Source organism: Klebsiella sp. D5A (genome assembly GCF_001620885.1).
Classification (GTDB): domain Bacteria; phylum Pseudomonadota; class Gammaproteobacteria; order Enterobacterales; family Enterobacteriaceae; genus Klebsiella; species Klebsiella variicola.
Genome location: NZ_LOAR01000007.1, coordinates 34,664 through 53,491, shown reverse-complemented (window position 1 = coordinate 53,491; position 18,828 = coordinate 34,664). Strand labels below are relative to the sequence as shown.

Below are 18,828 nucleotides of genomic sequence, written 5' to 3'. Positions count from 1 at the left end.
CTGCCGCACATTATGAGGAACGAGCCATGGCAAACCCGGAACACCTGGAAGAACAGCGTGAAGAGACGCGTCTGATTATCGAAGAGCTGCTGGAGGATGGCAGCGATCCGGACGCACTGTACACGATTGAGCATCACCTCTCTGCAGACGATTTCGAAACGCTGGAGAAAGTGGCGGTGGAAGCGTTCAAGCTGGGCTATGAAGTGACCGAGCCCGAAGAGCTGGAAGTGGAAGAGGGTGACATGGTCATCTGCTGCGATATTCTCAGCGAATGCGCGCTGAACGCAGACCTGATCGATGCCCAGGTGGAACAGCTGATGACGCTGGCAGAAAAATATGACGTCGAGTATGACGGTTGGGGTACCTATTATGAGGACCCGAACGGTGAAGAAGACGGCGACGATGACGAAGATTTTGTCGATGAAGACGACGATGGTGTTCGCCACTAAGCTGCAGATGGATACGGCGGCGCCTGCCGCCGTATAGCAAGGAACTTCCATGGATTACCCGCAGATACTCTCCCCGATTATCAACTTCCTGCACTGCCCGACACCGCAGGCGTGGATTGATGAAGCCCGCAAGCCGGAAAACCTGCCGCTGCTGCTGACCGACCATATGGTGTGCGAACTGAAAGCGGCGCAGAACGCCATGCTGCTGGTGCGTCGCTACGTCGCGGATAAAGCCGACGCCGACGAGCTGCTGGCCTGCCTGAAGCCGTATGAAGACTTCACCTACCGCTGGGGGCCGGAGCCGGATTTCGTCGCCCTGCATAAGCGGATCAACAAAAGCGCCATGCCGCAGACCGACGACCCGTGGGGCCGCCAGTTGCTGGACAGCATGATTTTGCTGATTAAAGAGGAGCTACATCACTTCTGGCAGGTGCGGGAGATGATGCTGGCGCGCGATATCCCCTACGTCAAAATCACCGCCAGCAACTATGCCCGCGGCATGCGGCGGGAGGTGCGTTCGCACGAGCCGGTGATGCTGATCGATAAGTTGATCTGCGGCGCCTATATCGAGGCCCGCTCCTGTGAACGCTTTGCGGCGCTGGCGCCGTGGCTGGACGACGATCTGCAGAAGTTTTATCTGTCGCTGCTGCGCTCTGAAGCGCGTCACTATCAGGACTATCTGGATCTGGCGCAGAAGATTGCCGGAGACGATATTAGCGAGCGGGTGCGCCAGCTCGGCGAGGCGGAAGCGGCGCTGATCCTCAGGCCGGAGGCCGAGTTCCGCTTTCACAGCGGTGTGCCGGTGGCGGCGTAACCCTCGGTATTCGGGCCCTGCAGCCCCGGTAGCCACTAACACTGGCAGTTTCAGTAGCCCTGGGGAAAGAGATAGCGTTGAGAGCTTCAGCCCGCAATGGTACGAGCCGTAGGTCGGGTAAGGCGTTAGCCGCCACCCAACAAAAAAACGGCACCGCGAGCACGGGTAAGGTGCAAGGGGTTCCATCCGGGACATACCCCGGCTTGCGCTACGCTTAGCCGGGCTACCGAACTGTAGCCCCGGTAAGCGTAGCGCTACCGGGGACGCCTGCGATATCGAGGCGCTACAGCGTTTTCAGCATCCGCACTTCACAGTCAACGTGGCCGGTGCAACCCAGCGGCCCGTCAATGTGCTCAAAGCCGAGATGTTCATATAAGCCGATCGCCTCCGTCAGGAAGGCGGTAGTTTCCAGATAGCAGCGTTTAAAGCCCTGCTCGCGGGCGTAGTCCAGCGCCAGCAGCGCCAGCTTCTTCGCCAGCCCTTGACCGCGCGCGCTGGTCATAAAATACATTTTCTGTAACTCGCAGATATCCGGCTCGCTGCAGGCGAGCGGCGCGACGCCACCGCCGCCAACCACTTCGCCCTCTTTCTCCACCACCCAATAGGCAGAGCCTGGCTGGCTGTACAGCTCATACAGTTCATCGAGATTCGGGTCGGCGACCGTATAGCCTTTATCGGCGGTCAGGCCATATTCAGCCGAGACCTGGCGGATGACCCTGGCGATGGCGGCATTGTCTGCCGCCGTAATGCGACGCAGCAACGTCGCCGCGGGGACGCTCGTATTCATACAATGACTCATTACCCAAAAAAGACGAATGATGATGTTAATAACATCGCGACAGGGGAGAGCGCAAGCGAGGATGTTTCATAAAAAAACGCCCCTTGCCGGGTGGCAAGGGGCGGGAGGATCACAGCGCGGCGATCACCGCCTGCTGCTCAATCAGCTTCGCTTTCGCTTCCGCGTAGCCTTCCAGCTTCTCGCGCTCTTTAGCGATCACCGCTTCCGGTGCGCGGGCGACAAAGCCTTCGTTGGACAGCTTGCTCTCGATGCGGCCAATTTCACCTTCGATTTTGGCCACTTCTTTCGCCAGACGCGCCAGCTCATCTTCTTTATTGATGAGGCCCGCCATCGGGATCAGCAGCTCGGCACCGTCGATAATCTTGGTCACGGAGACCGGACCTTTATCATCGGCAGGCAGCACGGTAATGCTTTCCAGACGCGCCAGGTTCAGCAGGAAGCTGCGGTTGTCGTTCACACGACGCTCGGCCTCTTTGCTGCAGCCGCGCAGCAGCAGTTCCAGCGGTTTGCCCGGAGCGATGTTCATTTCCGCACGGATGTTACGCACGGCGACGATCGCCTGCTTCAGCCATTCGGTATCGGCCAGCGCCGCTTCATCGACCTGAGAAGCATCGTACTGCGGGAACGGCTGCAGCATGATGGTGTCGGCGGTGATACCGCAGATCGCTTTCACGCGCTGCCAGATGGTCTCGGTGATGAACGGAATGATCGGATGCGCCAGGCGCAGCAGACCTTCCAGCACGGTCACCAGCGTATGGCGAGTCCCGCGCAGCTCCGCTTCGCTGCCACCGTTCATCACCGGCTTGGTCAGCTCCAGGTACCAGTCGCAGAACTGGTTCCAGGTGAACTCGTACAGGATGCCGGCGGCGATATCGAAGCGGAAGTTATCCAGCGCTTCGCGATACGCTTTCACGGTGTGGTTGAATTCCGCGAGGATCCAGCGGTCGGCCAGGGAGAGCACCATTTCGCCGCCGTTGAAGCCACAATCCTGATCTTCGGTATTCATCAGTACGAAGCGGCTGGCGTTCCACAGCTTGTTACAGAAGTTACGGTAACCTTCCAGACGCTTCATATCCCAGTTGATGTCGCGGCCGGTAGAGGCCAGCGCTGCCAGGGTGAAGCGCAGGGCGTCGGTGCCGTGCGGCTCGATGCCGTTCGGGAACTGTTTCTCGGTGCGCTTACGGATTTTTTCCGCCAGCTGCGGCTGCATCATGTTGCCGGTACGTTTCTCCAGCAGCTCCGGCAGGGTAATGCCGTCAACCATATCCAGCGGGTCGATAACGTTACCCTTGGATTTGGACATCTTCTGGCCTTCGTCATCGCGGATCAGACCGGTCATGTAGACGGTCTTAAACGGTACCTGCGGCTTGCCGTTTTCATCTTTGATGAAGTGCATGGTCATCATGATCATGCGGGCGATCCAGAAGAAGATGATGTCGAAGCCGGACACCATCACGCTGGTCGGGTGGAACTGACGCAGGGCGTCGGTGTTTTCCGGCCAGCCGAGGGTGGAGAAGGTCCACAGCGCGGAGGAGAACCAGGTATCGAGAACGTCTTCATCCTGACGCAGGGCAACGTCCGTACCGAGTTTGTTTTCCTGACGCACTTCGTCTTCGCTACGGCCCACGTAGACGTTGCCGTCGTTGTCATACCATGCCGGGATGCGGTGACCCCACCACAGCTGACGGGAGATACACCAGTCCTGAATATCGCGCATCCAGGAGAAGTACATGTTTTCGTACTGCTTCGGCACGAACTGAATGTCGCCATTCTCAACGGCTTCCACCGCCGGCTTGGCCAGCACGTCCGCACGCACGTACCACTGGTCGGTGAGCATCGGTTCGATAACCACGCCGCCGCGATCGCCGTAAGGGACGGTCAGATCGTGCGGTTTGATCTCTTCCAGCAGGCCGAGGGCGTCAACCGCCGCAACGACGGCTTTACGCGCCGCGAAGCGTTCCAGTTTCTGGAACTCCGCCGGGATCTCGTTGGAATAAACGTCGGATTCGTTGCCTTTGGTGTCATAGACTTCCGCGCTTTCGCGGATGTCGCCATCAAAGGTCAAAATATTAATCATCGGCAGCTGATGACGGCGGCCAACTTCGTAGTCGTTAAAGTCGTGCGCCGGGGTGATTTTCACGCAGCCGGTGCCTTTTTCCATATCGGCGTGTTCGTCGCCAACAATCGGAATGCGGCGGTTAACCAGCGGCAGCACCACGAATTTACCAATCAGGTCTTTGTAGCGCGGGTCTTCCGGGTTGACGGCCACGCCGGTATCGCCCAGCAGGGTTTCCGGACGGGTGGTGGCGACCACCAGGTAATCTTTACCGTCAGCGGTTTTCGCGCCATCGGCCAGCGGGTAGCGGATGTGCCACATGGAACCTTTCGATTCGCGGTTTTCCACTTCGAGGTCGGAAATGGCGGTGCGCAGTTTCGGGTCCCAGTTAACCAGGCGTTTACCGCGGTAGATCAGATCTTCTTTGTACAGGCGAACAAAGACTTCTTTCACGGCATTGGAAAGCCCCTCGTCCATGGTGAAGCGCTCGCGCTCCCAGTCCACGGAGTTGCCGAGGCGGCGCATCTGGCGGGTAATGGTGCCGCCGGATTCCGCTTTCCACTGCCAGATTTTGTCGATGAAGGCATCGCGGCCGTAGTCGTGACGGGTTTTCCCTTCTTCCGCGGCAATCTTACGCTCAACCACCATCTGGGTGGCGATACCCGCGTGGTCGGTACCGGCCTGCCACAGGGTGTTTTTACCCTGCATGCGCTGGTAGCGAATCATGGTATCCATGATGGTTTGCTGGAAGGCATGACCCATATGCAAACTGCCGGTGACGTTCGGCGGCGGGATCATGATGCAGAAGCTCTCCTGGCTTTCATCACCATTCGGTTTGAAATAGCCCTGCTTTTCCCAGTGCTCGTAAAGCGGCTGTTCGATATCTTGTGGGTTGTATGTCTTTTCCATTATTTCCAGGTTGCCGTGTTCAGGTTGAAACCAGCCATGCGGTACGCTTTATAGCGTTCGCGCGCCAGTTGTTTCAGATTTTCTTCGTAAGGGACAAAGTCTATCACTTCTGTGAAAGCGGTGGCAAAATCTGCAAAGTTAAGCCGCAGACTGATCAGAATGTCCCGCGGGCTGCTGTTGCGTTTCTGCGGCCAGGCAATCTCCACCGGCGCGCCGCCTCTCGGGCCTTCGCCCGCCAGATTATGCGGCACAAAGCTCTCCGGCGGCCGCGACCACAGCGCCTCGTCGAGACGAATCGCCTGCTGCTCATCTTCACAGGCGATCAGGACGCGCTTGCCGTTGCGCCAACGTTCTGCGGCAATGTCGCACACCAGCTGCTCGACGGCGCTCAGGCCTTCGACGGTGTTTTCGTTGTCCAGAAGGTAGAACGTTGCATTCTTCATATATGGGGCTTCTTGTCGTGGATTTAAATGCAAAGCCGGGTGGCGCTACGCTTACCCGGCCTACAAACGGCATCTTTCCGTAGGCCCGGTAAGCGTAGCGCCACCGGGCATCAGACGGCAATCACTCTTCGCCGTTAAAACCCGCACGATTGAGCAGGAACTGCGACAGCAGGGCGACCGGACGACCGGTGGCGCCTTTGGCCTTACCGGAACGCCAGGCGGTACCGGCGATGTCGAGGTGCGCCCAGTTGTACTTACGGGTAAAGCGCGACAGGAAGCAGCCAGCGGTAATCGCGCCGCCAGGACGGCCGCCGATGTTCGCCATATCCGCAAAGTTGGACTCCAGCTGATCCTGGAACTCGTCGGCCAGCGGCAGACGCCAGGCGCGGTCGCCCGCCAGTTCGGAGGCGCCGATCAGCTCATGAGCCAGCGGGTTATGGTTCGACATCAGGCCGGTGATGTGATGGCCGAGGGCAATCACGCAGGCGCCGGTCAGCGTCGCGACGTCGATAACCGCTTCCGGTTCGAAACGCTCAACGTAGGTCAGGACGTCGCACAGCACCAGGCGGCCTTCGGCGTCGGTGTTCAGGACTTCCACCGTCTGGCCGGACATGGTGGTCAGAACGTCGCCCGGACGATAGGCGCGACCGCCAGGCATGTTTTCACAGCCCGCCAGCACGCCGATGACGTTCAGCGGCAGCTGCAGCTCGGCAACCATCCGCATCACGCCGTACACCGCCGCGGCGCCGCACATGTCGTACTTCATCTCGTCCATGCCTTCGGCAGGTTTGATGGAGATACCGCCGGAGTCGAAGGTCAGGCCTTTACCGACCAGCACGATAGGGCGCGCGTCCTCAGACGGGTTGCCTTTATACTCGATGACCGACATCAGCGACTCGTTCTGCGAGCCGTTGCCGACGGCGAGATAGGAGTTCATCCCCAGCTCGCGCATCTGCTGTTCGCCGATCACGCGGGTAATGACGTTCTTGCTGTAGGTATCGGCCAGCTGACGCGCCTGGGAAGCCAGATAGGCGGCGTTACAGATGTTCGGCGGCATGTTGCCAAGATCTTTCGCCGCTTTGATGCCGGCGGCGATCGCCAGGCCATGCTGAATGGCGCGTTCGCCGCTGGTCAGCTCGCGACGGGTCGGCACGTTAAAGACCATTTTACGCAGTGGGCGACGCGGCTCGCTTTTGTTGGTCTTCAACTGATCGAAGCTGTACAGCGTCTCTTTGGCGGTTTCAACGGCCTGGCGAACTTTCCAGTAGTTGTTGCGGCCCTTGACGTGCAGCTCGGTCAGGAAGCAGACGGCTTCCATTGAACCGGTATCATTCAGGGTATTGATGGTTTTCTGGATGACCTGCTTATACTGACGTTCATCCAGCTCGCGCTCTTTGCCGCAGCCAATCAGCAGAATGCGCTCAGACAGAATGTTTGGCACATGGTGCAGCAATAACGTCTGGCCAGGTTTGCCTTCCAGCTCGCCGCGACGCAGCAGGGCGCTGATGTAGCCGTCGCTGATTTTATCGAGTTGTTCGGCGATGGGGGAGAGGCGACGTGGTTCAAAGACGCCGACCACGATACAGGCGCTCCGTTGCTTCTCCGGGCTACCGCTTTTTACACTGAACTCCATGCACTATGCTCCTGAATCTTAAAGACAACAGTGGTGGCTACGGCTATACTCGTCGCCTTTCAAGTTGCAGATGCGCCGGCTGCGCCTGCTTACCTGATGCGGGCCTAACGCGCGCGCCAGGGGTCACAGCCCTGCTGCCTTCTTACAACTCGAAATCCATTGAGTATATAATTGCAAGCTTTCGTAACTCATGTCCGCTGTTGCGGTGACTTCGTGTTAATCTTAACGTTATTAAGGCCTGGGTTCGTCAGAAAAGATCCTGACATGCAGAACCGATGAGTCATTTAATCTTAGCGATGTTTTCAACGACCAAAGAGAATAAATGACGTTTAAGCCATGAAACAAGCAATTTTCCTGCAATAAAACGGGTTTTTACGGGCGTATTTATAGTGATAATCATAAGATATCTGGTTCGTGAGACGCTGAAAAGCCAGTTGGCGATCCTATTCATCCTGTTACTGATTTTCTTTTGTCAGAAATTAGTCAGGATCCTCGGCGCCGCGGTGGATGGCGATATCCCAACCAATCTGGTGCTCTCGCTGTTGGGGCTCGGCATCCCGGAGATGGCGCAGCTTATCCTGCCGTTAAGTTTGTTCCTTGGCCTGCTAATGACCCTGGGCAAACTCTACACCGAAAGTGAAATTACGGTGATGCACGCCTGCGGTCTGAGCAAAGCCGTGCTGATCAAGGCGGCGATGATCCTCGCGCTGTTCACCGGCGCGGTGGCGGCGGTCAACGTCATGTGGGCGGGGCCGTGGTCGTCGCGCCATCAGGACGAAGTGCTGGCCGAAGCCAAAGCCAACCCCGGCATGGCGGCGCTGGCCCAGGGCCAGTTCCAGCAGGCCAGCGATGGTAACGCGGTGATGTTTATCGAGAGCGTCAACGGCAACCGCTTCCATGACGTCTTCCTTGCCCAACTGCGTCCGAAAGGCAATGCGCGCCCCTCGGTGGTGGTGGCGGATTCCGGCGAGCTGTCGCAGCAGAAAGACGGCTCGCAGGTGGTGACCCTCAACAAGGGCACCCGCTTTGAAGGCACCGCGATGCTGCGCGATTTCCGCATTACCGACTTCAATAACTATCAGGCCATTATCGGCCACCAGGCAGTGACCTCCGATCCGGACGACACCGAACAGATGGATATGCGCACTCTGTGGCAGACCCATACCGACCGCGCGCGTGCCGAACTGCACTGGCGCTTCACGCTGGTGGCGACCGTCTTCATTATGGCGCTGATGGTGGTGCCGCTCAGCGTGGTGAACCCGCGTCAGGGGCGCGTGCTGTCGATGCTGCCGGCGATGCTGCTTTACCTGGTGTTCTTCCTGCTGCAAACGTCGATTAAGTCGAACGGCGGCAAAGGCAAAATGGACCCGGCTATCTGGATGTGGGCGATTAACCTGCTCTATTTTGCGCTGGCGGTGCTGTTAAACCTGTGGGACACGGTGCCGATGCGCCGCTTCCGCGCCCGTTTTAATAAAGGAGCGGCCTGATGCAGGCGTTTGGCGTACTTGACCGTTATATCGGTAAGACGATTTTCAACACCATCATGATGACCCTGTTCATGCTGGTGTCGCTCTCCGGCATTATCAAGTTTGTCGATCAGCTGAAAAAGTCCGGGCAGGGTAGTTACGATGCGCTGGGCGCTGGTCTCTACACCATCCTCAGCGTGCCGAAGGACATCCAGATCTTCTTCCCGATGGCGGCGCTGCTTGGCGCGTTGCTGGGGCTGGGGATGCTGGCCCAGCGCAGCGAGCTGGTGGTGATGCAGGCATCCGGTTTCACCCGGCTGCAGGTGGCGCTGGCGGTAATGAAAACTGCGATCCCGCTGGTGCTGCTGACCATGGCGATCGGTGAGTGGGTGGCGCCCCAGGGTGAACAGATGGCGCGCAACTACCGCGCCCAGCAGATGTACGGCGGTTCGCTGCTGTCGACTCAGCAAGGGCTGTGGGCGAAAGATGGCCACAACTTTGTCTATATCGAACGCGTGAAAGGCAACGATGAGCTGGGGGGCGTCAGCATCTATGCCTTCAATCCGGAGCGTCGTTTAGAGTCGGTGCGCTATGCCGCCTCGGCAAAGTTCGATAGTGAAAATAAAGTGTGGCGCCTGTCGCAGGTGGATGAATCCAACCTGACCGATCCAAAGCAGGTGACCGGGTCGCAGATGGTGAGCGGCACCTGGAAAACCAACCTCACGCCGGATAAGCTCGGCGTGGTTGCCCTGGATCCGGATGCGCTGTCGATCAGCGGTCTGCACAACTATGTGAAATACCTGAAGTCCAGCGGCCAGGATCCGGGACGCTACCAGCTCAATATGTGGAGCAAAATCTTCCAGCCGCTGTCGGTGGCGGTGATGATGCTGATGGCGCTGTCGTTTATCTTTGGCCCGCTGCGTAGCGTGCCGATGGGCGTGCGGGTGGTGACGGGGATTAGCTTCGGCTTTATCTTCTACGTACTGGATCAGATTTTCGGCCCGCTGACCCTGGTCTACGGCATCCCGCCGATCATCGGCGCGCTGTTGCCGAGCGCCAGCTTCTTCCTGATAAGCCTCTGGCTGATGATGCGCAAGGCCTAGCGGGTAAGCCTGAAACGTATAAGCCCCCTCAACGATGAGGGGGCTTTTTTTTAGCGCTTGCGTCCGCCCAGCAGGCTGCCCAGCATGCCGCGGACGATCTGATTGGTGACCTGGCGAACCGCGCTTTTCGCCGCGGTCTGCACGATACCGTCGCGTTTGCCGCCGCGCGGGCCGGTGCTGCCGAACAGAATATCTTTCAGGCCGCCGAGTAGCCCATCGTCATCGCCGCTCTGCTGGCCCTTCGCCGGCGGAGCCGACTGCTGCCCGGTGGCGACCTGCACCCCTTGCTGCAGCATCTCAAAGGCCGACTCGCGGTCCACCTCCTCCTCATACTTGCCGTACAGCGGCGAGTGATTCAGCAGGCCATTGCGCTCGTCATCGCTGACCGGACCCATTCGCGAGCAGGGGGCGATAACCATCGCCCGCTCGACCACCGACGGACTGCCTTTCTCATCGAGGAAGGAGATCAGCGCCTCGCCGGTGCCCAGCTCCTGGATCGCCTGCTCGGTACTGAAGGCCGGATTGGCGCGCATGGTCTGGGCGGCGGTTTTCACCGCCTTCTGGTCCTTCGGCGTAAAGGCGCGCAGGGCATGCTGCACGCGGTTGCCCAGCTGGCCGAGCACGGCGTCGGGAATATCCGCCGGGTTCTGCGAAACGAAATAGACGCCGACGCCCTTGGAGCGGATGAGGCGGATCACCTGTTCGATTTTATCCAGCAGTACCTGCGGCGCGTCGTTGAACAGCAGATGCGCCTCATCGAAGAAAAACACCAGTTTGGGTTTTTCGAGATCGCCCGCCTCCGGCAAACGCTCGTAGAGTTCGGAGAGCATCCACAGCAGGCTGGCGGCATAGAGCTTCGGCATCTGGTAGAGTTTTTCGGCGCTGAGGATATTGATCACCCCTTTACCACTGGCATCGACGCGCATCCAGTCGGCAATATCCAGCATCGGCTCGCCGAAGAAGTGCTCGGCGCCCTGCTGCTCCAGGGTTAACAGCCCGCGCTGGATGGCGCCGATCGAGGCGCTGCTGATATTGCCGTACTGATTCTGGAACGCTTTGGCGTTGTCGCCGATAAACTGGGTGATGGCGCGGAGGTCTTTGAAGTCGAGCAGCAGCAGGCCGCGGTCGTCCGCGATGCGAAAAATAATGTTCAGCACGCCGCTCTGCACCTCGTTGAGATTGAGCAGGCGCGCCAGCAGCAGAGGGCCAAGATCGGAGACCGTCGCCCGAACCGGGTGACCCTTCTCGCCAAAGATATCCCAGAGCACCACCGGGTTGGCGTGCGGCTCCCAGTCGCTGACGCCAATCTTCTCCAGCCGCGCCTGCAGTTTCTCTGAGCTCTGCCCCGCGGCGGCAATGCCGGTCAGGTCGCCCTTGACGTCCGCCATAAATACCGGGACGCCAATCTCCGAGAACGACTCAGCCAGCTTTTGCAGGGTGACGGTTTTACCGGTGCCGGTTGCACCGGTGATCAGCCCATGGCGGTTGGCCATCGCGGGCAGCAAATACAGCGCGTTATCCAGCGTGCGCGCAATCAACAAGGGTGAGCTCATGATCGATTCCTCCATTTATCCTGCGACGATTATAGGCAACCTCGTCGTCCGGCGTTGGGAAAATCGTCACGCGCCGCGCACGCTGTCCAGAGCAGGCTTCAGGCGCAGTGGCGCTGGATAAGCGCGATGCTCTGCTCAATTTCGCGCTCGATATCCGCTTCGCTCCACTGCGCCAGCTCAGGTGCGAAGGGTTCAAAAGCGTATACCCCTTGATAGCCGCGGGCTTCCAGCGCTTTAACCTGCTCGCAGGTGCCAAGACGATCCTGCGGGGTCAGCATGATGCGCTCGGCATCGGTGAGCTGCTCGCGCGGACGGCTATCGTCCACTCCTGAAAGGTGCACCAGCCCGATATCCGCCACCTCCACCTGGCTGAACTCGTCCGCCGCCTGGGGGTAGAGATGGTGATGGAAAGTGTCGATCAGCAGCTTAAACGGCACGCGGGCGTCGTGGATCAGCGTCTGCGCCTGGTGTGCCGAACGCAGCGAGCTTTGCGGGAAGCCCAGCGGCTCCACCAGGCCGTGGATGCCATAGAACGCAAACAGCGGCGACAGATCGCGCAGGGTGCCCAGGGTGTCGCTGGCCGGCACTTCGCTGCCGTCGTTAAGCGGACAGAGCACCAGCGATTTGGCGCCGATGGCCTGGGCCTCTTTCAGCAGCGATTCGGTCAACTTCCGCACCTCTTCGCTACGACGGTTAAAGGGGTAGACTGCGTTAATCGTCAGGATCTCGATGTGGTAGCGCGCCGCCAGCTCGCGCACCTGCTGATGGCTCAGATCGTCGGTCACTTTTCCGCTGGGTAAATCGTTGCGCAGCTCGACCTTATTCAGGCCCAGACGGTTCACCAGACGGAAAAACGCTTCAATGCTGAGCGCTGGCGCGATTTTGCGGTTAATACAAAAACGTTGCATTGCGATGGCCATAGGACACTCCTGACGGAAGAGGGGATAGGTTCGTTCAATTGGCTAACAGTCAAAACGTTTATTCCAAAATTAGCAAGAATGGAAATGATGAATGTTTGAGCTGTCTCGCAAAATATCACTGGCCCCGACGACGGGGGCGACAGCGGCGGGAAGCCGGGCGTCTTGAGGCGACGAGGCGGGATGCGGGAAGCGCACAGGCAATCCGTCGGCGCAAAATGCGACTGTTATCACCAAAATGAAATTTCATTTCACGACAATGTTGAAATATAAATTTCATTTTACTACGGTTATAGCACAGCAGAATCAGCGACGGGCCGGTGTGCGCTGGCCCCCTTCACTATGAGGCGAGAACATGACGATCACAGGAAACTTTATTGGCGGGAAAACCGTTATCAGCAGCAGCAACGAAACGATGCCGGTGTACGATCCGGCGACGGGCAAAGCGGTGCGCGAAGTCACGGTGTCAACCGCGCAGGAAGTCTCCGAGGCGATTCAGGTTGCTCGCGATGCGTTTGACAGCTGGTCCCGTACCACGCCGCTGCGCCGCGCCCGCGTGCTGTTCAACTTCAAAATGTTGCTGGAGCAGCACGTGGAAGAGCTGGCCGGGATCATCGTCAGCGAGCACGGTAAAGTGTGGTCCGATGCGCTGGGCGAGCTGACCCGCGGCATGGAAGTGGTCGAATTCGCCTGCGGGATCCCGCACCTGATTAAAGGCGAATACTCCTCTGACGTCGGCACCGGCGTCGACAGCTATTCGCTGATGCAGCCCCTGGGCGTGGTGGCCGGGATCACCCCGTTTAACTTCCCGGCGATGGTGCCGATGTGGATGTTCCCGCTGGCGCTGGCCTGCGGCAACAGCTTCGTTCTCAAGCCGCCCGCGCTGGCGCCGACGGCCGCTGTGCGGCTGGCAGAGCTGCTGAAAGAGGCCGGTCTGCCGGACGGCGTGTTTAACGTCGTGCACTGCAGCAATGAAGATGCTGAGCAGCTGTACACTGACCCGCGTATTGCGGCGGTGAGCTTCGTCGGCTCCTCCGGCGTGGCGGAGTATATCTACAAGACCGCCAGCGCCCACGGCAAGCGCGTGCAGGCCTTCGGCGCCGCCAAGAACCACGCGATTGTGATGCCGGATGCCGATCTCGACGCCACCGTTAACGCCATTATGGGCGGCGCTTTTGGCTCCGCAGGCGAGCGCTGCATGGCGCTGCCGGTGGTGGTAGCGGTGGGAGATGAAACTGCCGACAAACTGATCGCCCGCCTGAAGCCGCTGGTGGAAGCGCTGAAAGTGGGGCCGGGCTGCATGCGCGGCCAGGAAGAGAACGAGATGGGGCCGGTGGTGTCTGATACCCACCAGAAAAAAGTGCTTGGCTATATTGATAAAGGCGAGAGCGAAGGGGCAAAACTGGTGGTCGATGGCCGCAAACTGCGCGTGCCGGGTTATGACGCAGGCTATTATGTCGGCGGCACCCTATTCGATCACGTCACCCCGGAGATGACCATCTGGCGCGAAGAGATCTTTGGCCCGGTGCTGGGAATTGTGCGCGCGGCGGACTATGACAGCGCCCTTGAGCTGGTCAACAGCCACGAGTTTGGCAACGGCAGCGCCGTTTTCACCAGCAACGGCCACACCGCGCGTGAATTCGTCCACGACGTGCAGGCGGGGATGGTTGGGGTGAACGTGCCGGTCCCGGTGCCGATGGCGTTCCACAGCTTCGGCGGCTGGAAGCGCTCGGTGTTTGGCGCGTTGAACGTCCACGGGCCGGACGGCGTGCGCTTCTACACGCGCATGAAGACCGCCACCGTACGCTGGCCGGCAGGGCAGCAGACCGTATCTGAATTCAGCATGCCGACATTAGGTTAATCGGCGAAGGAGAGCGCCATGTCGTTACTGGCTAAATCGCGAAAAGAGGGACAGATCCAGCATATTACGCCGCAAAGCGCCGGTTGGCGCTATATCGGCTTTGATGTCTGGATGTTGAAAAAAGGGCAGACCGTGACGCTGGAGAGCGGCGATCGCGAGCTGTGCCTGGTGCTGGTCGCCGGGCTGGCGTCGGTGAAAACGCAGCATGCCGATTTCCCGAATCTCGGTAAACGGATGTCGCCGTTTGAACGCACCCCGCCGTGGTCGGTCTACGTCCCGCCGCAGGATAAAGTCGAGGTGACTGCCGATTCCGATCTGGAGCTGGCGGTATGCAGCGCGCCGGGCAAAGGCCGCTTCCCGGCACGCCTCATTCGGCCGGAAGATGTCGGCGTAGAGCACCGAGGGAAAGGGCGCAACCAGCGCCGGGTGCATAATATTCTGCCGGACAGCGCCGAGGCGGACTGCCTGCTGGTGGTGGAAGTGTACACCGACGAGGGGGCCACCAGTTCGTGGCCATCGCATAAGCATGATACCGCTCTACCGGGCAAAGAGACGCAGCTGGAAGAGACCTACTATCACCGCTTCGATCCGCCGCAGGGCTTTGCCTTCCAGCGGGTCTACACCGACGACCGCAGCCTGGACGCCTGTATGGCGCCCTACAACCACGATGTGGTGATGGTGCCGCGCGGTTACCACCCGGTGGCGGCGATTGCCGGTTACGACAGCTACTATCTGAACGTGATGGCCGGGCCGGATCGGAAATGGTTGTTCACCTGGGAAGATGACCACGCCTGGATCAACACGCCGGAGTACCCGCGCCACGACTGACGCGCGGTGCAGAAGCGGATACAAAAGGCCGGTTAGCGATGCTAACCGGCCTTCTTGTTTGAGGGCGGCGGGTGTTTGTTAGCGAAACGCTCCGCGGAATCCCACTCCCCGACCCGGCAAGCGCAGCGCCGCCGGGCAGGAACCTCCGGCACCGTACCCGTCTCGTGCCGGATGGCGCTACACTTATCCGGCCTACGGCATCCTCCCGTGAGCCCCTATACCTCAGGCCTGGCAAGCGCAACGCCGCCGGGCAGGGCAAGCTCCGGCGCCATACCCGCCTTTGTGCCGGATGGCGGCATAAATGCCTTATCCGGCCTACGGTATCCTCACGTGAGCTCATATATCGTAGGCCCGGCAAGCGCAGCGCCGCCGGGCGATGACCGCGGGCACGGAGCCGCTTTTATGCCGGGCGGCGGCTCACGCCTTGCCCGTCCAGGGGGTCGTGCGACCTGCTGTTGATTGACCCACTTGTGCGACTGAAACTGCCGGTGCTGACGGCCTCAAAATCGCTGAGACGTTCCCGGAAGGCCGGGGCAGCCCGCATGGATGCGGGCTGAGGGCCGTGTTTTGCACGGACGCTGCCTCGGCCCGACCCGAAGCCTGCAGGGAAAAGTCGAAGGTACCACGCAGTGGCGATTTTGCTGGCCGGAGCCCGGGGGTGCAGGGGGCGGCGGCGATTGGCCGCCCCCTGTGCGCTCCCTGCGCCATGCCAGGCATAACGTAGACGATTAACCGGGAGCGCAATGTGCGCTGAAATCACATGCGACAAACGCTTTTCCCGGATTAATAAAGTTGCATATCAATAACATTATCTCCGGCGACCCGCAGGCGCACATATCCCAGGCCCGGCCAGCGCAGCGCCGCCGGGCAGGACACCTCCGGCTCCATACCCGCCTTTGTGCCGGATGGCGGCATAAATGCCTTATCCGGCCTACGAGATCCTCCCGCAGGCTTATACGACTCCGCCGGGTCACAAACGCCAGGCGGCTTATCTCACGCCTTCTGCTTGGCCTCGGACTCCTGGCTGCTGTTCAGCGCCAGCGAAACCGCCAGCGTCTGGGCCAGACACAGGGAGGCAACCTGCGAGCGGAAGCCATCCACCTGCGCTTCACGCACCACAAAGCAGACGTCGCTGAAGGCCGCCAGCGGGCTGACCTGACTGTCGGTGATCGCGATCTGCCGCGCTTTGCGCTGCGCGCCCAGCTCCACCAGCTCGACCACTTCCCGGGCGTACGGCGAGAAGCTCACCGCCACCACCACGTCTTTCGGGCCGACCAGACTCAACTGCTCGGTGAACATGCCGCCGAGGCCGTCGATCAGAAAGGCTTTGCGATCGAGGTGGCGCAGCGCATAGGTCAGATAGGAGGCGACGCTGAACGACCGGCGCAGGCCAATGACGTAGATATTTTCCGCTTCGCCCAGCAGGGCCACCGCGCGCTCCAGCTCATCGCTGGAGGTCTGCATCGCCAGCTGCTGCAGCGCCTGGTTGTTCACCATCGTGAACATATTGAGGATTTCCGTCGGCGTTTCCGGCGGGCTGGACTCATCGCTGGTGGTCTGGCGGAACAGACGGGCGCGCTCGGTATAGTTGGCGGTCTCTTCCATCAAATGTTGCTTGAACATCTGTTTCATTTCGTTAAAGCCGCTAAAGCCGAAGGCGTTGGCAAAACGAATCAACGTGGAAGGGGGAACATCCGCCTGTTGCGCAATGGAGGCCACGGTATCGAAAGCCACGCTATTGCTGTTATCAAGGATATAGCGGGCGACCTGTTTCAGGCGTTTGCTTAATGTATCGTAGCGACGCCTGATTTCATCCTGCAGGATGGTCAGCTGTGTTGGGTTATTGGCCATAGAGTGCGCTCTGAGAAAATGGAAGGAATATGGCTTCCAGTGTACCAAATGAAGCGAATTTTTCATTTATTGCGACGAAATACGCGATTCATTTCACGAAGAAACAGAAAAACGCCCGCTCCGCAAGGTGACGGAGACGGGCGTCGGGGGATCAGCGGCGGGCTTCGCGCCAGTAGCCAATAAGCGTCAGGTAGTTGCGTTTCACTTCCTCTATCAGGGCCTCATCGCTGAGCTCACCCTGCATCCAGCGCCGCGACGGCAGGCCAAAGATGGTGCGCCCAACGGCGAAACCTTTGATCATCGGATGTGCGGCCGCCTCGGCGAAACCGGCGCGCAGTTTGTCGGAAGGCGCGTCGAGGCCGAGGATCAGGATCCCGCGGCTCCACGGATCTTCGCGCTCGATAAGCGCGGTGATCTGCTGCCAGCAGGCGCTGGAGAGCGGCGGCAGCTTCCACCAGTCCGGCTTGATCCCCAGCTGATAGAAGTGTTCCAGCATGGTGTGGTAATGGCGCTCGTCTTTGTCCGGGCCATTTTCCGGCAGGATCACCTCCAGCAGCAGCTCATGGCCTGACTTGTTACAGGCCTGCCACACCTCCAGCAGCAGGGCGTCCTGCTCTGCACGCAGCGCCGCCGGGTCGGCAGGATGATAGAAGACCAGGCATTTGACGACATGCTCCAGCGGCCAGTCGATCAGCTGCGAGCCGATGTTGCCATGCTCCAGACGCAGCGGTCGCGAGCTGGGCAGCTCGATGGGGCGCCCAATCCACCAGCCCTTGCCGGTAATGGCGTTGAGCGCACGCTGGCCGTAGGTGCCGTCGGCCAGAATGCCGCTGCGCTGATCGAGACCCGCCTCCTGCGCCGCCGCTTCGGCCGCGGCTAACAACAACAGCTTGAGCTGCGGAATGCAGGCTTCATCGCGCCCGGTCTCCCGTGCCAGGTCGGCCAGCTGTTTGCGATGGTCGAAGGCGAAAATGCACAGCTCCGGCCACTGCTGACGGCGGCTGGTGACCCGGTGCAGGTGATTGAGGCGCTCGTCGACGTCCGGGCGAGGCACCGATTCGGCGCGCAGCAGGTAGTCATCGAGTTCGACTTTGGTGGGCATCGCTGGCGCGCAGCCGTGGCGGGAGACCACCAGCGCCCCGCAGGCGTTGGCGTAACGGCAAGCCTGCTCCCAGCCTTCGTCGTTGAGCCAGCCGCGCAGCAGGCCCGACATAAAGGCATCCCCGGCGCCCAGCACATTGAGAACCTCCACGCGCACGCCCTGCTGCAGCGGCACCTGGTCCCAGCTGTCCGGGATGTCGCCTTCCAGCACCACGCAGCCCATCGGCCCGCGCTTGCAGACGAGGGTGGCTTTGGTGGCATTGCGCACATTTTTCAGCGCGGTCAGGGTATCGGTGCTGCCCCCGGCAATATGAAACTCTTCTTCGGTTCCCACCACCAAATCGAACAGATGCAGCACTTCCTGCAGCTGGCTGGTGACCGGTCCGGACTCAATGAAACGGGTTTCGCCATCGCCGAGCGAGGTGAGCCCCCACAGCACCGGACGGTAATCGATATCCAGCGCGGTACGCAGGCCGTGACGGCGAGCGTACTCCAGCGCCTTCAGCACCGCGGCGCGGGTATTGGCGTGCGACAGGTGGGTGCCAGTCACCGCCAGCGCCCGGGAGGAGGCAATATACTCCTCGCTAATGTCGTCAGGCGTTAAGGCCATATCGGCGCAGTTATCACGGTAGAAAATCAGAGGGAAGGTCTCCTGATCCTTAATCCCCAGCATCACCAGCGCGGTCAGGCGAGATTTGTCGGTAATCAGATACTCGGTATCCACCCCGGCGCGGTTGAGCGTTTCACGCAGGAAACGGCCGTTGTGTTCATCGCCAACGCGCGCCAGCATGGCCGATTTCAGCCCCTGAATCGCGGTGCCAAAGGCCACGTTGCCGGAGGAGCCGCCCAGATATTTCGCGAAACTGGCAACGTCTTCTAGCCGCGAACCGATCTGCTGGGCATAGAGGTCGACGGCCACCCGACCTATACAGATGACGTCGAGCCGCTTTACTGCTGCATTCATAGCTAGGATTTCCTTTTTGGTGTCTGCTGCCTGGAAGGGTCGGGATCCCGACGTCGACTCCGTGAACAGCCTGAGGGTTAT

General features: G+C 60.0%; 14 protein-coding genes. 6 read left to right on the top strand and 8 right to left on the bottom strand.

Translation table 11 applies throughout. The features are described 5' to 3' along the window. Positions 1-26 precede the first annotated feature (26 nt). Together rraB and miaE are read left to right on the top strand one after the other, a co-directional pair. Complete coding sequence (gene rraB, locus AS136_RS11535; protein WP_008807126.1) at positions 27-449, top strand: ribonuclease E inhibitor RraB; 423 nt, start codon at positions 27-29, stop codon at positions 447-449. Between the two features lie 49 nt (positions 450-498). After that, positions 499-1,263 carry a tRNA isopentenyl-2-thiomethyl-A-37 hydroxylase MiaE gene (miaE, locus tag AS136_RS11530; RefSeq protein WP_008807125.1) on the top strand — a complete coding sequence of 255 codons (765 nt, stop codon included), beginning with the start codon at positions 499-501 and terminating at the stop codon, positions 1,261-1,263. Between the two features lie 283 nt (positions 1,264-1,546). On the opposite strand, the gene AS136_RS11525 is transcribed toward miaE, so the two are convergent. From AS136_RS11525 to pepA, 4 genes are all read right to left on the bottom strand, one after another. Then, entirely contained in the window at positions 1,547-2,050 is a 504-nt protein-coding gene (locus AS136_RS11525; RefSeq protein WP_008807124.1) for a GNAT family N-acetyltransferase, read from the bottom strand. Between the two features lie 121 nt (positions 2,051-2,171). Next, a complete protein-coding gene (locus AS136_RS11520) occupies positions 2,172-5,027 on the bottom strand; it encodes a valine--tRNA ligase (protein ID WP_049139586.1) in 2,856 nt (951 codons plus the stop codon). Then, positions 5,027-5,470, bottom strand: coding sequence for a DNA polymerase III subunit chi (gene holC, locus AS136_RS11515; RefSeq protein WP_008807122.1), 444 nt, complete (start codon positions 5,468-5,470; stop codon positions 5,027-5,029). The genes AS136_RS11520 and holC overlap by 1 nt, the downstream gene beginning before the upstream one ends. A gap of 121 nt (positions 5,471-5,591) precedes the next feature. Next, positions 5,592-7,103: a leucyl aminopeptidase gene (gene pepA / locus AS136_RS11510; RefSeq protein WP_008807121.1), complete on the bottom strand. Its 1,512-nt coding sequence runs from the start codon at positions 7,101-7,103 to the stop codon at positions 5,592-5,594. A gap of 389 nt (positions 7,104-7,492) precedes the next feature. Between pepA and lptF the strand changes: the two genes are divergently transcribed. Then, positions 7,493-8,590 (top strand): LPS export ABC transporter permease LptF, encoded by a 1,098-nt coding sequence (gene lptF, locus AS136_RS11505; RefSeq protein ID WP_012969078.1) that lies wholly within the window; start codon positions 7,493-7,495, stop codon positions 8,588-8,590. Next, positions 8,590-9,672, top strand: coding sequence for an LPS export ABC transporter permease LptG (gene lptG / locus AS136_RS11500; protein WP_008807120.1), 1,083 nt, complete (start codon positions 8,590-8,592; stop codon positions 9,670-9,672). The genes lptF and lptG overlap by 1 nt, the downstream gene beginning before the upstream one ends. A gap of 50 nt (positions 9,673-9,722) precedes the next feature. Here the strand turns inward: lptG and AS136_RS11495 are convergent, their stop codons facing one another. Further along, a complete protein-coding gene (locus tag AS136_RS11495; RefSeq protein WP_008807119.1) occupies positions 9,723-11,225 on the bottom strand; it encodes a helicase HerA-like C-terminal domain-containing protein in 1,503 nt (500 codons plus the stop codon). A 98-nt stretch (positions 11,226-11,323) separates the two neighbouring features. Further along, positions 11,324-12,145, bottom strand: coding sequence for a TIM barrel protein (locus AS136_RS11490; protein ID WP_063266787.1), 822 nt, complete (start codon positions 12,143-12,145; stop codon positions 11,324-11,326). Between the two features lie 352 nt (positions 12,146-12,497). Between AS136_RS11490 and AS136_RS11485 the strand changes: the two genes are divergently transcribed. After that, positions 12,498-14,003 (top strand): CoA-acylating methylmalonate-semialdehyde dehydrogenase, encoded by a 1,506-nt coding sequence (locus tag AS136_RS11485; protein ID WP_004146794.1) that lies wholly within the window; start codon positions 12,498-12,500, stop codon positions 14,001-14,003. Positions 14,004-14,021: 18 nt separating this feature from the next. Then, entirely contained in the window at positions 14,022-14,831 is an 810-nt protein-coding gene (gene iolB / locus AS136_RS11480; protein WP_022065407.1) for a 5-deoxy-glucuronate isomerase, read from the top strand. Between the two features lie 993 nt (positions 14,832-15,824). Here iolB and AS136_RS11475 read toward each other — a convergent pair. Both AS136_RS11475 and AS136_RS11470 read right to left on the bottom strand, forming a co-directional pair. Beyond that, positions 15,825-16,682: a MurR/RpiR family transcriptional regulator gene (locus AS136_RS11475; RefSeq protein ID WP_004206536.1), complete on the bottom strand. Its 858-nt coding sequence runs from the start codon at positions 16,680-16,682 to the stop codon at positions 15,825-15,827. Positions 16,683-16,833: 151 nt separating this feature from the next. Next, the gene (locus AS136_RS11470; RefSeq protein ID WP_055323501.1) at positions 16,834-18,747 is read right to left on the bottom strand and encodes a bifunctional 5-dehydro-2-deoxygluconokinase/5-dehydro-2-deoxyphosphogluconate aldolase; all 1,914 of its coding nucleotides are present in this window, start codon (positions 18,745-18,747) and stop codon (positions 16,834-16,836) included. Between the last annotated feature and the right edge of the window lie 81 nt (positions 18,748-18,828).

What these genes read in the sequence shown, in the direction of transcription:
- lptG (WP_008807120.1), top strand. Translation starts at nt 8,590, where the DNA reads ATGCAGGCGTTTGGCGTACTTGACCGTTATATCGGTAAGACGATTTTC.
- AS136_RS11525 (WP_008807124.1), bottom strand. Translation starts at nt 2,050, where the DNA reads ATGAATACGAGCGTCCCCGCGGCGACGTTGCTGCGTCGCATTACGGCG.
- AS136_RS11520 (WP_049139586.1), bottom strand. Translation starts at nt 5,027, where the DNA reads ATGGAAAAGACATACAACCCACAAGATATCGAACAGCCGCTTTACGAG.
- AS136_RS11495 (WP_008807119.1), bottom strand. Translation starts at nt 11,225, where the DNA reads ATGAGCTCACCCTTGTTGATTGCGCGCACGCTGGATAACGCGCTGTAT.
- pepA (WP_008807121.1), bottom strand. Translation starts at nt 7,103, where the DNA reads ATGGAGTTCAGTGTAAAAAGCGGTAGCCCGGAGAAGCAACGGAGCGCC.
- rraB (WP_008807126.1), top strand. Translation starts at nt 27, where the DNA reads ATGGCAAACCCGGAACACCTGGAAGAACAGCGTGAAGAGACGCGTCTG.
- AS136_RS11485 (WP_004146794.1), top strand. Translation starts at nt 12,498, where the DNA reads ATGACGATCACAGGAAACTTTATTGGCGGGAAAACCGTTATCAGCAGC.
- AS136_RS11490 (WP_063266787.1), bottom strand. Translation starts at nt 12,145, where the DNA reads ATGGCCATCGCAATGCAACGTTTTTGTATTAACCGCAAAATCGCGCCA.
- AS136_RS11470 (WP_055323501.1), bottom strand. Translation starts at nt 18,747, where the DNA reads ATGAATGCAGCAGTAAAGCGGCTCGACGTCATCTGTATAGGTCGGGTG.
- holC (WP_008807122.1), bottom strand. Translation starts at nt 5,470, where the DNA reads ATGAAGAATGCAACGTTCTACCTTCTGGACAACGAAAACACCGTCGAA.
- AS136_RS11475 (WP_004206536.1), bottom strand. Translation starts at nt 16,682, where the DNA reads ATGGCCAATAACCCAACACAGCTGACCATCCTGCAGGATGAAATCAGG.
- iolB (WP_022065407.1), top strand. Translation starts at nt 14,022, where the DNA reads ATGTCGTTACTGGCTAAATCGCGAAAAGAGGGACAGATCCAGCATATT.
- miaE (WP_008807125.1), top strand. Translation starts at nt 499, where the DNA reads ATGGATTACCCGCAGATACTCTCCCCGATTATCAACTTCCTGCACTGC.